This is a genomic window from Aporhodopirellula aestuarii (assembly GCF_023701485.1).
Lineage (GTDB): Bacteria > Planctomycetota > Planctomycetia > Pirellulales > Pirellulaceae > Rhodopirellula > Rhodopirellula aestuarii.
The window spans coordinates 1-15,080 of the sequence record NZ_JAMQBK010000065.1; the positions used below are offsets into that span (position 1 = coordinate 1).

12 protein-coding genes are annotated in these 15,080 nt (G+C 58.1%); 2 read left to right on the forward strand and 10 right to left on the reverse strand.

The features are described from left to right. Both NB063_RS24080 and NB063_RS24085 read right to left on the reverse strand, forming a co-directional pair. Positions 1-488 (reverse strand): hypothetical protein (locus tag NB063_RS24080; protein ID WP_250931517.1); only part of this gene is annotated, 488 nt, incomplete at its 3' end. Then, the gene (locus NB063_RS24085) at positions 478-2,826 is read right to left on the reverse strand and encodes an autotransporter outer membrane beta-barrel domain-containing protein (RefSeq protein WP_250931519.1); all 2,349 of its coding nucleotides are present in this window, start codon (positions 2,824-2,826) and stop codon (positions 478-480) included. The genes NB063_RS24080 and NB063_RS24085, both read right to left, overlap by 11 nt. A gap of 264 nt (positions 2,827-3,090) precedes the next feature. Between NB063_RS24085 and NB063_RS24090 the strand changes: the two genes are divergently transcribed. Continuing rightward, complete coding sequence (locus NB063_RS24090) at positions 3,091-3,948, forward strand: bZIP transcription factor (protein WP_250931521.1); 858 nt, start codon at positions 3,091-3,093, stop codon at positions 3,946-3,948. Between the two features lie 30 nt (positions 3,949-3,978). Here NB063_RS24090 and NB063_RS24095 read toward each other — a convergent pair whose 3' ends face one another. The 8 genes from NB063_RS24095 to NB063_RS24130 form a co-directional block, all read right to left on the reverse strand. Continuing rightward, entirely contained in the window at positions 3,979-4,365 is a 387-nt protein-coding gene (locus tag NB063_RS24095) for a F0F1 ATP synthase subunit epsilon (protein WP_250931523.1), read from the reverse strand. Positions 4,366-4,368: 3 nt separating this feature from the next. Further along, complete coding sequence (gene atpD, locus NB063_RS24100) at positions 4,369-5,811, reverse strand: F0F1 ATP synthase subunit beta (RefSeq protein WP_250931524.1); 1,443 nt, start codon at positions 5,809-5,811, stop codon at positions 4,369-4,371. Positions 5,812-5,926: 115 nt separating this feature from the next. Next, positions 5,927-6,820, reverse strand: coding sequence for an ATP synthase F1 subunit gamma (gene atpG, locus NB063_RS24105; protein ID WP_250931526.1), 894 nt, complete (start codon positions 6,818-6,820; stop codon positions 5,927-5,929). Positions 6,821-6,885: 65 nt separating this feature from the next. Next, a complete protein-coding gene (atpA, locus tag NB063_RS24110; protein WP_250931528.1) occupies positions 6,886-8,403 on the reverse strand; it encodes a F0F1 ATP synthase subunit alpha in 1,518 nt (505 codons plus the stop codon). A gap of 69 nt (positions 8,404-8,472) precedes the next feature. Then, entirely contained in the window at positions 8,473-9,141 is a 669-nt protein-coding gene (gene atpH, locus NB063_RS24115) for an ATP synthase F1 subunit delta (RefSeq protein WP_250931529.1), read from the reverse strand. Between the two features lie 117 nt (positions 9,142-9,258). Next, positions 9,259-9,984 (reverse strand): F0F1 ATP synthase subunit B, encoded by a 726-nt coding sequence (gene atpF / locus NB063_RS24120; protein ID WP_250931531.1) that lies wholly within the window; start codon positions 9,982-9,984, stop codon positions 9,259-9,261. A gap of 94 nt (positions 9,985-10,078) precedes the next feature. Beyond that, positions 10,079-10,336: an ATP synthase F0 subunit C gene (locus NB063_RS24125; protein WP_250931533.1), complete on the reverse strand. Its 258-nt coding sequence runs from the start codon at positions 10,334-10,336 to the stop codon at positions 10,079-10,081. Positions 10,337-10,839: 503 nt separating this feature from the next. Further along, entirely contained in the window at positions 10,840-13,014 is a 2,175-nt protein-coding gene (locus NB063_RS24130) for a hypothetical protein (RefSeq protein WP_250931535.1), read from the reverse strand. Between the two features lie 57 nt (positions 13,015-13,071). On the opposite strand from NB063_RS24130, the gene mnmG reads away from it, so the two are divergent. After that, positions 13,072-14,964 carry a tRNA uridine-5-carboxymethylaminomethyl(34) synthesis enzyme MnmG gene (mnmG, locus tag NB063_RS24135; RefSeq protein WP_322975289.1) on the forward strand — a complete coding sequence of 631 codons (1,893 nt, stop codon included), beginning with the start codon at positions 13,072-13,074 and terminating at the stop codon, positions 14,962-14,964. The last annotated feature ends 116 nt before the right edge of the window (positions 14,965-15,080 follow it).

The window sequence follows — 15,080 nt, forward strand, 5'->3', positions numbered from 1 at the left end:
TCGCCGTTTTCTTCGATGGTCGCGTTTGGATCAAAATCCTCGTCTTCGACCACGGTGGCATGCGGATCGATACCGGGGTGTTCCTCAATGGTCGCGCCGGGATCGAAGTCGCGGATCTCTTCCACGGTCGCATTGGGATCGTCGCCGTTTTCTTCGATGGTTGCGTTTGGATCGAAGTCCTCGTCTTCAACCACGGTGGCATGCGGGTCGATACCGGGGTGTTCCTCGATGGTCGCGTCAGGATCGAAGTCGCGGTTTTCTTCTACTGTGGCGTTGGGATCGGATGCGAGCGGTTCTTCAATCGTGGCATCAAGTGCGAAGTCGCTGATGTCGTCAACAGTGGCATCCGGATCAGTCGCATGTAGCCCGTCAAGATGCGTTTGATCATCGTTTAGGGGCGCAGCGGGCAGCAACGAATCGGAATCGTTTGACGATTGCGGAGGTTCCTGCGGATGTTCGTCACCGGCGGGTTCTTGATCACGGTTCATGATCCACTCCGCTCGGTTGTGTCTCGGACAACGGGGCCTCGCTGAAATCTTCGCCCTCGATCAGTTCGAGTTCCATCGAACCGGTTTCAAGTTCCTCGCTCAGGATGACAGCGCGGCCTCCACGCAGATCCACTCGCAGAATCGTGCGTTGATCGCTTTCGCCGATGACGTACTGAATCTCATAACTGCCATCGGGCAATTCAGCGAACAGATCGCTCAACTGATCCTCCGACATGATGTTGTCTGGTAGTCGGATCGGTTCGATCTGATCATCGCCTTGTGGGTCAGGGGATAAGGTGCGGAGCTGAAAGTATTCTTCCCGAATACTCAGCGGTGACGCGGACGCTTCGGCGGTTTCAAAGGTGACGTTGGAAAGTTCGATCGTCGAGGTCAAGATGATCGGTGGTGGTGGATCGATGGGGTCGGGAATCACATTGCGAACTGCGAAGAACGCGGGGGGTAAATCGACACGAGGGATGACAAAGAAGGCACGCCCGCTTTCAAGATCAGGCACGTTCGCATCTTCAAAGTTCGTCGTTGTCCTCGGATCATCCGTGGATGAAATCAACTCGCCGGGAACATCTTCCCGCAGCGATGCTCCGCCCGCCGTGACAACTTCCCCCGGTGCAACGGTTTGTTGGATGGAATTACCATTGATCACAATCGAATCGTGATGTGAGACGGCAAAGCGGACGGCCAGGGGATCGGTGGCGCTGGGGCGGCCGTTGAGTCTTGAGTTGAGAATGTCCGACTCTAGATAGACGTGTGAGACGTCGACGCGGGTGTGATCGCCGGGAAGGTCCTCAAGCCGTTGGAACCGGTTGGACTGGCCACCCCAATCGATTGAGAGGGTCAATCCGTTCTCGCCGACAACGCCGATCTCAACGGAAAACACGCCTTTGGCATCGTTCGCGTTCGCCTGAGTCAGAATGTCGGTCATGATCGATTCGACATCGTAAAAAGCAGTTTCGATCTTTACGAAATCAGGATCGGTCGGGTCCGTGATGACACCCGGGGGCACTTCTTTGATAACCCCTGGCTCCACCACGATCAGTTCGGGGCGTGGCCCGAAGCGACGAGCGACGCCGATCCCGTTGCCGGTGTTGATTTCGAAGTCGTCCCCAAGCTCGACACTCGGTGCGTTGATTGTCACCGCTCCATCGGAAATCTGGCGGGCATGGATCTGAACGGAATCGCCCGCGATCCACGCTTGCCCGGCTGACATGGCGATGCGTCCCTGCTCGCCTCCGGCGATGATCTCGTGATTCGCGTCAACGTCCAGGTCGTTGTTGTTGGAAACGAAATCGCTGATCCGAATTTGGTCGCTCGCGTTAACGTTGATCTGGCCATTCGCCGTTGCGAGGACCGTGTCACTGGTGGGATCAGACGAGATGAGATCGACAGAACCTACGACGGTGATCGAGATATCACCCCGCACGTTGTCATTGAGCGTTTCAATGTCGTGGACGATCATCGTGTCGTTGGGCAGGCCGGTCGCGTCGCTATGCAGGACGACGTTTCCCTGGCTGGTGATTTCATCAACGACGGCGATCGAGTTAGTTGTTTGTGAAAGATTGATACCCGAGTCGGTGTGAACTTCCAATCGACCAACACTAATGTTCGTTCCGGGGGCCTGAGTGACGTTGCCGGTTAGCGGATCACCGCTTTCGCCGATTTGCAGTCCGCCCTGGGTGACGGATACGTCGCCGAGCGTTACCGCGTTTGCGTCCTCAATCACGATCGAACCATTGACGGCCGAAGAATTCAACGTACTGGTACTTAAGTCGATGGTGTCGTCGCCTCCATCGATGTTGATCGTCTCGGCGGAAATATTGAGGGTGTTGTCGGACACCTCCGCCGCGTCCGCGTTGAGCGAAATGTTCACGGAATCGTTGCCGAGATCGTCGACGACCGTGACGCTGAGATCGACGGGCACGTCAACGAGGAGGGTGTCGTCTCCCCCTCCAAGGTCGACGCTCAAGCGTCCGGTTACGATCTCGCTAGGGTCAAGGGAATCGACAAAGATTGGGGCGCCAGCATTATCGGTACCCACGCGGATGGGGATGACCGCGGCGTTGGCGTCAAAAATTTCAATCCGGCCCGACGCGTTGATAGACACATCCACAAAATCATCGGCGGCGTCGCCCGAAATGACCAAGTCGCCCAGGGCAGCAAGCTCCGCGGTCGCGTTAAGGACGATCCGGGGCTCCAGCGACCGCACCCGAGGCACCCACGGTCCTTGGACGCGATTGGGGACCCGCTGACCGTCACCACGCACCCATCGCCCCAACAAAGCGTCGAGAATCGATCGAAAATGTCGCGGTGATCCAATGTTCATAAGTGGCGGCGTGCCGATGGAGAAAGAAGGTGCTTTATTCTACTCAAGAGCATCGTCATGAGTGCTGTTTCCCGGGGACAAGCCCGTAATCGCTGTTCTGGGGAATGTGAAGATATCGGGGTCCTGCGGGTTGTTACGAAGATCCCGGTTGTGCGAATCAGCTTAGGAATGCGGACAAGACGAACGGGGCTCGCGGTCAACCGATTCGGGTAACGATATAAAGGATGCGTATGCACGCATCCAAATCTCTAGCCAATATTCGCAATGACTCGTTTGATCGTTTCTCTGAATCTGCTTGTCCTCGCAGCGTCGCTGTCGCCGGCGAGTGCGGATTCACCCCACGATCCTCGACTTTCGGCGGAAAACTCGGGTGTGCGGGTGGCCTTCGCGTCGCCAGATGACGGTGACGACTTACGATTGATGTTGATGGGCGATGACCCCGTCATCGATGGCAATCCCGCTGATGATGAGGAATCGGCCGACAACGGGGACCCGTCGTCCATTCCAAGCTTGGGAAGCGACCGCGAAGACGGATTTGATCCAGCGAACGAGCGACGTGATCGAAATCGGGTGGCCGAGCGCGAAAGCACCCGCGAGAAAGCGAACCAACTCCAAGCCGACGAGGCCCAGCGGTTGGCCCGGCGGATTGCGATTCTGAATAAATCGCCGCGTGAACTTCGCCTTGCCCCTCACCCAGCTGGCGAGAATGAGGTGCCGGTCAATCAAGCGGCGATCGTCTTGGACGACGACCCACAGTGGATCGTGGGCGGCAACCGCATGCCGCCGCGGGCCGCTCGCGTGCACATACGCTTTTGTCATCAGCCTACGTACTACCAGGAGATGAACCTCGAGCGTTGTGGCCAAGTCGACTGCGATCGATTCGGTTGCCTGCAGAACGGCTATTCGAGTTTCTGGTTTCTCGCTAATACGGCCATGCTGCCCTACCGGGTCGCGTCCGAGCCTCACTGCCGGTGTGTCACCGGTTATGGCGATTGCCCTACCTGCCAGCAATATGATTGCTCGATCGAGCCGTTGCACTGCGGCGAAACGTGCTGCCAGACGAGCGGTGGGCTGTTGAGCGAATCCGCCGCGATTGCTGGCTTCGCTTTTTTGTTGCTCTAGGAACCGGTCGCCGCGGCCGGCGACTCTGGTTTACCTCGATGCCCGCAGTTGTCCGCGTGCACGCAGGACTGCGGTTTCCTTAATTTGACTCTGCTCGGGCGTTTCGCTGGGCATCTCAAGTGCTTCGGCGAGCGACTTGGTCGCTTCGTCGGTATTGAGCAGATCAACGGGAATCGCACGTGCTGTTAGCACGTTGACCACGTCTGATTCGACCTGCGCGAACCCACCGTCAACGAAGAATCGTTGAGGGCCGGCCGTGGTCTGCAGACGTAGCACGCCATAACCGAGGCGGCCGATCATCGGAGCACGCCCGCCTTGGACCCCGAGTTCACCGTCGAACATCGGCAGCGCGACAAAGTCCGCTTCCTTATCCAGTTCGGTTCGCTCGGGCGTAACAACAACACATCGAATGGCCATCGTTTACTTCGACTCCATCTTCTTGGCTTGTGCTTCGGCTTGCTCAATCGCACCGACGTACATAAAGGCTTGCTCGGGCAGATGATCCCACTTGCCGTCGCAGATTTCTTCGAAGCTGCGAATCGTGTCTTCCAGCGACGTGATTTCACCGGGCTTACCGATGAAGACTTCCGCCACGAGGAACGGCTGCGACAGGAATCGCTCGATCCGACGTGCACGGTGCACGATCGTCTTGTCGTCTTCGCTGAGTTCGTCGACACCGAGAATCGCGATGATGTCTTGGAGTTCGCGGTAACGCTGAAGGATCGTTTGGACGCGACGGGCGATCGTGTAGTGACGGTCGCCGACGTACTGCGGGTCAAGAATCCGCGAGTTCGATGCCAGAGGATCGATCGCGGGATAGATCCCTTTTTCAGAAATCGAACGCTCGAGATAGATAAACGCATCGAGCTGGCCGAACGCCGTCGCGGGAGCAGGGTCAGTCGGGTCGTCAGCAGGGACGTAAACGGCTTGCACCGATGTAATAGCCCCTTGCTTGGTCGACGTAATCCGTTCTTGCAACGCACCCATTTCGGTTGCGAGTGTTGGCTGGTAACCCACCGCCGAAGGCATCCGGCCGAGGAGTGCCGACACTTCCGAACCGGCTTGCGAGAACCGGAAAATGTTGTCGACGAAGAGCAGCGTGTCAGCGCCAGTCGTGTCACGGAAGTATTCCGCCATGGTCAGAGCAGACAGTGCGACGCGAAGACGCGAGCCTGGTGGTTCGTTCATTTGGCCGAACACCATGCAGGTTTGTTCGATAACCTTGCGACCGGTGCTACCGATCTCGGTTTCTTGCATTTCCAACCAAAGGTCGGTGCCTTCACGGGTTCGCTCACCAACGCCGGCGAACACCGAGTAACCACCGTGGCTGCTCGCGATCCGGGCGATCAGTTCGGTCAAAATAACCGTTTTGCCCAGTCCAGCACCACCGAACAAGCCGGCTTTACCACCGCGGACGAAGGGGGTCAGCAGGTCGACCACTTTGATACCGGTTTCGAACAATTCGGTGTTCGTGGACAGTTCGTTGAGCGGTGGAGCTTGGCGGTGGATGGGCCAGTAGTCTTCGGCTTGAACGTCACCCCGTTTGTCGATCGGTTGACCGAGCACGTTGAACACACGGCCGAGGGTTTGCTGTCCGACAGGAACCGAAACCGGTTTGCCGGTATCAACGACTTCCATGCCTCGCATCATGCCCTCGGTGCTACCCAGCGCGATCGCCCGCACGCGGCTGCCACCGAGGTGCTGTTGGACTTCACCAACGAGGTTGATCGTCACACCCTTGTGCTCGCTCTGGATCGTCAGAGCGTTGTAGATTTTGGGCAGCTGGCCTTCAGGGAATTCGGCGTCGAAAGTCGATCCGATGATCTGAGAAACACGACCGACGGCATTGGTTGCGGTAGACATTGAATTAGCTCTTAGCTTCTAGCGACTAGCTTCTAGCTTGGTGGGAAGGTGTTGATGAATAGGTTGTAAAGGCAACGGCTGCTAGCTGGACGCTAGAAGCCACGTCTTGTCGGCGTTAGCCTCCAAGGGCTTCGACGCCACCGATGATTTCCATGATCTCGCCCGTGATCTGGCTTTGGCGAGCACGGTTGTAGGTCATCGAGAGCTGCTTGATCATGTCGCCCGCACTCTCAGTAGCGCCCTTCATCGCAATCATCCGAGCAACTTGTTCGGAGACGGCTGAATCCAGGAAGCACTTGAATAATTTGACTTTGAAACTCGTCGGAACGACTTCCTCAAGAATGCTTTCGGCGGAAGGCAAAAACTCGTATTGCGAGTTTTCATCGCTGCCGGCACCCGGGCCGCTGCCTTCGGCGTCGCCCCCGAGCGAACCGAGAGGCAACAGCGTCTCGATCATCGGGATTTGTTTCGAAGTGCTGATGAATTTGGTGTAGATCACATCGAGACGGTCGATCTTGCCGGTGATGTACTGAGCCAAATAGTCGTTGGCGATCTTTTCGACTTCGTCGTACGCCGGTTGATCTTCAAATTGCAGATACTTGTTGTCCGTGTTGATGCCACGGAACTTCAAGCCGTTGACGCCTCGTTTGCCCGATACGTCGACGGTCACGTTGGCGATTTCGTCTTTAACTTGCTTGATGTGAGGCATCGCGGTTCGCAAGATCGATGCGTTGTATCCGCCACACAGCCCTCGGTTACTCGCCAAAACGAGCACTCGAGACGAACGGATCTTTTCACGTTGCTCGAGCAGCGGATGTTGAACGTCGGTTCCCGCATCGGCCAATTGGCTGACGATCTTGGTGATTTGATCGGTGTACGCGGTCGCCGCCGCAGCCCGATCCATCGCCTTCTTGTAGCGAGCGGTTGCAATCAATTCCATCGTCCGCGTGATCTTGCGGATGTTTCGAATCGACTTGCGTCGTTTGTCGAGAGCACGTGCGTTGGCCATGGCTTATCTGAAGTAAAAGGTTGCAGGTAACGGAAGGGAGGAACGGAACTGTTACCCGTTTCCGATTACCTTTCGCCTCCCTTATAGACAGCTTTGAATTCGGTGACCGCTTTAACGATTCGCTCGACGATTTCGTCGGTCAGTTCAGGCTTGGCCGTCATGTCGCTGACCAACGACGAGTGCTTGTCATTCACGAACTGCAGCATTTCTTTTTCGAACTGTTGCACTTCTTTGACCGGCACGTCATCGAGCATGCCGTTGGTACCGGCGTAGATACTGATGACTTGTTCGGCGACCGACAGTGGTTGGTACTGGGGTTGTTTGAGCAACTCGACCATGCGGTAACCGCGGTCGAGTTCCTTTTGCGTGGCGGGGTCAAGGTCGGTACCGAGTTGCGCGAACGCTTCGAGGGCACGGAAGGCGGCGAGTTGCAGACGCAAACCACCGGAGACCTTCTTCATCGCCTTGGTTTGAGCGGCACCACCGACGCGGGAAACACTAATCCCGGGGTTCATCGCCGGGCGAACACCCGAGAAGAACAAGTCGGGTTGAACGTAAATCTGACCGTCGGTGATCGAAATCACGTTGGTTGGAATGTACGCGGAAACTTCGCCTTCGAGCGTCTCGATGATCGGCAGGCTCGTGATCGAACCACCACCAAGGTCGTCCGACAATTTCGACGAACGTTCGAGCAAACGGCTGTGACAGTAGAAAACGTCCCCAGGATAAGCTTCGCGGCCTGGTGGGCGACGCATCAACAAACTCATCTGACGATACGCAGTTGCTTGTTTTGACAAATCGTCATAAACGACCAGTGCGTGTCCGCCGTTGAACATGAAGTGTTCAGCCATCGCGGTACCGGCGTACGGAGCGATGTATTGCAGAGGTGCTGGTGACGATGCACCTGCGGCGATGACGGTCGTGTATTCCATCGCGCCGTATCGTTCGAGCACATCGATGATCGAGGCGACGGCGGAGTCTTTCTGACCGATGGCGACGTAGAAGCATTTTACGCCCTGACCTTTTTGGTTCAGGATCGCATCGATCGCAATTGCGGTCTTACCGGTCTTGCGGTCACCAATGATCAGTTCGCGTTGGCCGCGTCCGATCGGCGTCATCGCGTCGATGGCTTTGATACCCGTTTGCAGCGGTTCGGTAACCGGTTTGCGTTCAGCAACGCCGGTCGCGATGATTTCGACGGGGCGTGTCACGTCGGATTGAACCGGGCCTTTGCCGTCGAGCGGGTTGCCCAACGGGTCGAGCACGCGGCCCATGACGGCGTCGCCGGCGGGAACCGACAACAGGGTTCCGAGAGCTTTGACTTCGTCGCCTTCTTCGATCGTCAGGTAGTCACCGAGAATGATGACCCCGACGCTGTTTTCTTCGAGGTTAAACGCAAGGCCGATGGATCCGTTAGGAAACTCGACCATTTCGCCGGCCATGACGCCCGAGAGCCCGTAAACCCGAGCGATCCCGTCACCGACTTCCAAGACCGTACCGACTTCGCGGACATCGATCTTGCTATCAAACTGTTCGATCTCGGCTTGCAAGACCGATGCGATTTCATCGCTGTTGAATTTCACTGGACCGTACCGTTATTTCTTCAAAGAAAAGGCGTTGAATGGAATGTATTGTTGTGGGGCAATCGGCGACTAGGTGCCGATAAATTGGTCTGATTTTTCGATCAATCGGCGGGCAAAACCGGCCGCTGCGGCGCGTCCGACTTTGTCGAGTCGACTCGATACGGAAGAATCAAACACGGTGTCACCGACACGGATGACCATGCCGCCGATGACCGACGGGTCGACCGCTTCTCGCAATCGAACTTCTTTGCTGAAGTGCACGTTGAGCTGATGAGTGACTTTGCCACGCAGTTCGTCGGTCAACGGGACCGCGGTGCGAACTTCGACGAGCAAACGACCGGTCGCCTCGTCGTGGAGTTTGACCACCGCATCACGAACGGCACTGACGTACGCGAGTCGGTGACGTCCGGCCATGACCTTGAGGAATTTCAACAAGGTCGGATGGGCGGAGTCGCCGAGCAGTCGATCGAGTACTCGACATTTCTCGTTAGCGTCGATCCGCGGTGAGGCGAATGCCGCACGCAACTGCTCGCTGTTGGCGAGCGCGTCATCGCACAACTCGTCGAGTTGTTGGATGACTTGATCGGTCGAGCCCTCGGACTGCGTCGCACCCAACAAAGCTCGGGCATAAGTCTTGCCGAGTTGTTCGGCGCCGACGTCGAGCGCGGTTGGCTGGGAAACAGATTCGGACACTTCGGGGATCTCGGCGGGAGGACGGCGAAAAAATTGAGACTGCAAGGCCCTGAGGCCTGGTATCTTCAGCGGCACCGGCGATTCGCAATCAATCGAAGAATCACTTTGTCCGCCTCAGAAACACGGCTGAATCACGGCACGCATGATCGTGCCACGATCCGGTTAGTTCTGGCTGGGCAATCGCTGCATTGCTTGCTGTATCAAATCGGCATGATCGTCCGCGGACAGTTCACGACCGACGACACCGCGAGCAACTTGCATTGCCATTTCTGAGGTTCGCGAGGCGATTTCGGCCATCGCTACTTTCTTCGCATTTTCGATATCTGCGACCGCACGTTCTCGTTGGGCCGCAGCCTCAGTTTTGGCTTGTTCGACGATCTTTTGCCCGTTCGCTTCGGCGTCACGTCGAGCTTCCGCGAGCATGGCTTGCGTCTGCTTCGCCGCTTCGTCGAGTTTTGACTGATAGCCAGCCAAAATCGCTTGGGCTTCCGCGTTGGCTCGTTCAGCCGACTCTAGGTCTTCGCGAATCTTATCTTCGCGAGACTGCAAGCCGCCCAGAACGTTGGGCCAAACAAAGATCGACAGAACCGCCAGCACACAAACGAAAATCACCAAGTTCCAAAACGCCGATCCGAAGTCGAATGACAAAATCGGGGTCTTGGCTTCGTCTGAATGATCGCCGTGCTCCGACGACGCTTCTTCGTCGTGTAACGCGGCATCGTCATCATGCTCGTGATCGTTGAGGTCGTCAGCAAGTTCGACGTCGGCATAAGCCGTCGTCGGTGCCGAAACCATGGCAACCCCGGCGACGCCTGCCACAACCGGCAAAATTGCCGGCGCTGGAAGGCTCAAACAGGTCATCAGACAAAGGGCGAGAAGGCGTTTCATCTATCAGCTCGGTGACAAACTTCGTTGCGAAAAGCGAATCGGGAGTGAGAACATCACACGCGACACGGGGAGTATCAGCGTCGAGTCGCGACGATTAACCGGCACGACAGAGCAGGATGAACACGAGTGCGATAACGGTCGCACCTTCGATCAGTGCCGCCGCGATAATCATGGCGGTCTGGATGCGTCCACCGGCTTCCGGTTGACGTGACATCGCGTCAACGGCACTGCCGCCGATACGACCAATACCGAGTCCGGCACCGACGATGATCAAACCGATACCGATACCGAGACCCATGCGTCCGAAGTCGTTCGCGACAGCCTGGGCCAATAACATTGCCATTTCCAACATCTTCTAAGAGCTCCGTAAATTTTGAGCGGGTAAACAGGGGGTGAATGGTCAGGTAATCGATCGGAAAACATCCGTTGCCGACGAAGAATACGAAGGATACTTCGGTCGGCCTGAGGTGGAAGCCCCGCCCGAGATTCATGAGGGGGCAAAGCATAAGGAAATTCAGTGTGAATCGTCGATGGGGCAAGCCTCACTAAAATGGCAATAACGCACATTTTTTGGCTTGGAAAGGCCTGTCGCGACAAAATGCCACGCCTCAGGCCCAGAGTGTACCGGGTCGCCGAAGCCGTGTCAGATACCCAACCGGGTGTTAGAGCATTTTTTTGGCGATGCAAAGAAGGAATCACACGCTTCCGGAGCGATCGTAGGTCACCGGTAAGTGGAACGTGTGTGTTCCATTTCAACGAATGGGCCGATTCTCACGCGGCGGCCGTCGACTCGGCATCGACGTTCTCAGCGGATCCATGGTCGCGGATCACAGGCCACAGATTAGCGACCGCAGATTAACGGCTGGGGATCGAGCGGAAGGCACGGATCCGGGCGCGGGGTGCCAATCCACGCGTGTCGATCGGTTCTTCGAGCACATAACCACCGACGTTGCCCGCCTGATCGGTCGCGTCGATCCGCAGGTAGATTTGACGAGGCAGTTGCGGGTCGGCGGGCCACACATAATCTCCGATGTTGCGGAGTCCCGCGGCGATCGTGGTCCACGGACCAGTCGGAGAATCGCTGAACGCAAGCGTGATCGGGCGTGAGGTCAAGTATCGATCTTCGCAGTGATAGGCGATTACGAGGGAACCGGCCCGGTCGCCTTCGCCGTACTTTGCTCCCGAAATTCCAACTTCGGGCTCCGTCTGGTCAACGACCACCACGATATCGGGAACGTCGCCGGCGAGCGGTCGTGGGCTCATCAAGCCATTGGACGCGACCACGACGATTTGGAATCCGAAGATGCCTTCGCCATTGGTTTCGATATCGAATGGGCTCACCCTGTCGGGGTCACTGCCCCATTTTTTCCAGGTTTGGCCGCCATCGGTGGTTCCGTAGAGTTCGATTTCGTCCACTCCCCGACCGCCGATCGCTTCAATTTCGTAGTCCAAGCTGAATTGATTGCTGTTGCTGTGACGAACGACGGCCCGTTGCGCCAATCGCTCGAGGTCGAGCGGATCGGTTGAGGAGACCGGAACGCGGCGTTGCTCACGCGGGGCGGTGGACTCTCGCGATGCCAACGGCAGTTCGCCGGGGGTTACCGGACGCGGCGTCGGCTTGGTACTGAACTCGCGACTCGGGTTGCGTGTGCGGCTGGAGTCGATCGGTGACCAAGGCGAGGGAACGGGACCATTGTCCGGCTCGTTCTCGTCAATTTCGGGCAGCGCCGGTTGGTTGAGCTGGGTGGGTGCCGGCCGATGTCCTGAGGGTGCCGGAATCGCTTCGGTGACGAACGGCGTTTGCGGTGCGACGTTGTCGGTTGCGGTGGAGGTTACCGAGCGATCGACCGGTCGCTGAACCGATGTGGGTGCCGGTGGCACCGATCTTGGTGCCGGTGCGGGGGCAGTGTGCGTTGGGGTTCGAGGTTCGGCTGGGGGCTGAGGCTGCGACGGCAGCAGTGCGGAGGCGTCGAGCGGACGCATCGCTTCGGCGGGCGTTTGGGCGTCCGCAGCCGGCGCGGGCACCAGTTCGGTTCCGGAATCGCTCGAGTTGGGTAGCATCTCGATCGCGGGCATTTGCCGCCCGAAATCTTGGCTGATCTGGTCCGCCGTGGACGGAGGCGGCAATGCCGGTGAGTTGCCGGCGATGTTGATTGCGGCCGGGGATCCCGGTTGCATGCCCCCGTAGTTGGGCGTCGCGGCGGCGTTGCCGTAGTTCATTGGATTGCCGAAGCCGAGCGGTCCGGAGGCAAAACGGGTGGAACCGGCCACGGCGACGCGAGGTTTCTGCAAGCGTTTTGTGATGATGGATTCATTGCCGGCGCCGTCGAGCACACGCAGCCGCAGCGACAATTGCTGCCACTGATCGGTCGGTTCAAACGCGAACCGTCCGCCGTCCGCGGTGCGTTCCACCCGAGCCGTCTGCCACTGCTGGAGTGTGTCGGTCACGTAATGCACCGTGATCTGCGAGGCACCGGTCGCGTCGTCGACGGTGAAGTTCGCGGTGACTTTGCCGTCGGCGTCCGCGTCGGCAATGAGGTCAACGGCCGGCTGCGTCGTGTCGACGGTCACCTTCAGTTCCGGATCGATCGGACCCGGCGGATGAGGCCTGCCGCTGGCATCGATCGTTCGCGTGGCGAACCAAAACGTTCCGTCGGGCGTTTGTGAAACTTGAAATTGTCCGACGCTCGGTAATTGGCGATCGAGTAACCGCCACTCACCCGGAGCAATCGGGGGCGGACCCATGTCGTTCGAGGCATCGGCGCCGGTTGAGGCCACGTTGACCGCCGGAGCCATGTACAAATGGACTTCGCGCGGTTGCGACCCGCCGGCAGCGATGTTGAATGGGATTTGGAACGAACCGGAACCCAGCACCACGTCCGTCACACCTTGCGCCACGCCACACTGCGGTGCCATCGCCAGGGCAGCCGAGATTGCGTAGGCGACCAATCGTCTTCGACCGGTGACGGCGAAACCGCAATTTCGCTTTAGATTCACGGTCTCGGCACTTCGGTGCTGTTCAAATCGCATGGTTTGGTCAAAATCGAAGGTAGACGGACACCTGAACCGTTTCGGCGACGAAACGGCTTGTTACGGTTATCGGCACTTCCTCCTTGCGGACTTCAGCATTTGAATCGCGCTCATCCTCAAAATCGTTACGACTATGACGTTGTCGTCATCGGCGCAGGCCATGCCGGTACGGAAGCGGCTGCGGCCGCGGCTCGCCTCGGCGCCAAAACCGCCCTGCTGACGACGAATCTCGACACTGTCGGACAGATGTCGTGCAATCCTGCGATCGGCGGCGTCGCTAAAGGTCAAATCGTGCGCGAGGTCGATGCCCTCGGCGGATTGATGGGCGAAGCCATCGACGCCACCGGCATCCAGTTTCGAATGCTGAATCGTCGCAAGGGCCCGGCGATGCACAGCCCGCGGGCTCAAGCCGACAAGAAGGCCTACCAAAACCACATCAAATGGCAGATCGAGTCCCAGCCCAATCTCGATTTGCGCCAGGAAACCGTCGAGGACCTGATCACCGAATCCATCCCCGCCAGCGATTCCGATGGCTTGGCGACGCAGCGGATTGTGGGCGTCGCGGTTCGTGGGGACGCGGTGTATTACGCCAAGTCCGTCGTATTGACCACGGGCACGTTCTTGCAAGCGATCATGCACACCGGTGAAGCCAAGAGCGCCGGCGGACGGGCGGGCGAAGGCACGACGGCCGGTATCAGTGGCGCGTTACAGCGATTGAACTTCCAGCTCGATCGTTTCAAGACTGGCACCCCACCACGGCTCAACGCACGCACGATCGATTTCTCGGTGCTCGAAGAACAGCCGGGCGACGACAATCCGCAAGCGTTCAGTTACCTGACGCGGTCACTCCCCGGCGAGCAGTTGCCCTGCCATATCGCGCACACCAATGAAGCCGTTCACGAACTGATTCGGCAGAACCTCTCGCGTGCGCCGATGTACAGCGGCCAGATCGATTCGCGTGGACCTAGGTACTGCCCGTCGATCGAAGACAAAGTCGTGCGGTTTGCGGACAAGTCGAGCCATCAATTGTTCCTCGAACCCGAAGGCCGGCAAACACACGAGGTGTACGTCAACGGGATCTCAACCAGCCTGCCGCGAGACGTTCAGGACGGGATGTTCCGTTTGATCCCGGGGCTCGAGAACGCGTCGATCATGCGATACGGATACGCCGTCGAGTATGATTACTGTCCCCCTACTCAGTTGTGGCCTCACCTCGAGGCTAAGACTGTTTCGGGGTTGTTCTTCGCCGGCCAAATCAACGGCACGACGGGCTACGAAGAAGCGGCGGGTCAGGGATTGGTTGCTGGGTTGAATGCGGCACGCACCGTCGCCGGGCTTTCGACGTGGGTTCCCTCCCGTCAAGACGCGTATCTAGGCGTGCTCGTTGACGACCTCGTCACCGCTGGCACGGATGAGCCGTACCGCATGTTCACGAGCCGCGCCGAATACCGGCTGCTGCTGCGTCAAGACAACGCCGATCGTCGCCTGACACCGATGGCGGACGAGCTCGGTTTGATCTCTGCCGAGCGGCGTGAACGGTTTGCGAGCAAGCTCGAACAGATCCGTTTGGGCCGGGAAATGCTCGCCGCCGCACGCGTCGACCAGACACCCGCTGACGTTTATCTCCGTCGCCCGGAAGTCACGTGGGAAGTTATTCGGGAACTCGTTCCCCAATTGCAATCCATTGCACCGGAGGCGGCCGAGCAATGCTGTATCGACATCAAATACGCCGGTTATATCGACCGACAACAGATGGACGTCGACAAGCAGCAGCGGATGAGCGAGAAACGGATTCCGGTTTCGTTCGACTATGACCGGATCGGACCGCTGCGAAGTGAGGCACGTGAGAAATTCATGAAGGTTCGGCCGCTCAACTTGGCCCAAGCCAAACGAATCAGCGGAATCACCCCCGCGGACATCGCGCTGGTGTTAGCGCACCTGGAACGATAGTCCGCTGCGAAACACGGCATGTCGCTGGTAGCGGAAAACGTGGGGATTTCGACGATCCCTGAGCGTGCGATTGATTTCTAAGAGCACGGCACGCGATCGCGTGCGTGTCAGTTCAT

Bases quoted from the DNA above. Each gene is read 5' to 3' on its own strand.
- NB063_RS24085 (WP_250931519.1), bottom strand. From the start codon at position 2,826: ATGAACATTGGATCACCGCGACATTTTCGATCGATTCTCGACGCTTTG.
- NB063_RS24090 (WP_250931521.1), top strand. From the start codon at position 3,091: ATGACTCGTTTGATCGTTTCTCTGAATCTGCTTGTCCTCGCAGCGTCG.
- NB063_RS24095 (WP_250931523.1), bottom strand. From the start codon at position 4,365: ATGGCCATTCGATGTGTTGTTGTTACGCCCGAGCGAACCGAACTGGAT.
- atpD (WP_250931524.1), bottom strand. From the start codon at position 5,811: ATGTCTACCGCAACCAATGCCGTCGGTCGTGTTTCTCAGATCATCGGA.
- atpG (WP_250931526.1), bottom strand. From the start codon at position 6,820: ATGGCCAACGCACGTGCTCTCGACAAACGACGCAAGTCGATTCGAAAC.
- atpF (WP_250931531.1), bottom strand. From the start codon at position 9,984: ATGAAACGCCTTCTCGCCCTTTGTCTGATGACCTGTTTGAGCCTTCCA.
- NB063_RS24125 (WP_250931533.1), bottom strand. From the start codon at position 10,336: ATGTTGGAAATGGCAATGTTATTGGCCCAGGCTGTCGCGAACGACTTC.
- NB063_RS24130 (WP_250931535.1), bottom strand. From the start codon at position 13,014: ATGCGATTTGAACAGCACCGAAGTGCCGAGACCGTGAATCTAAAGCGA.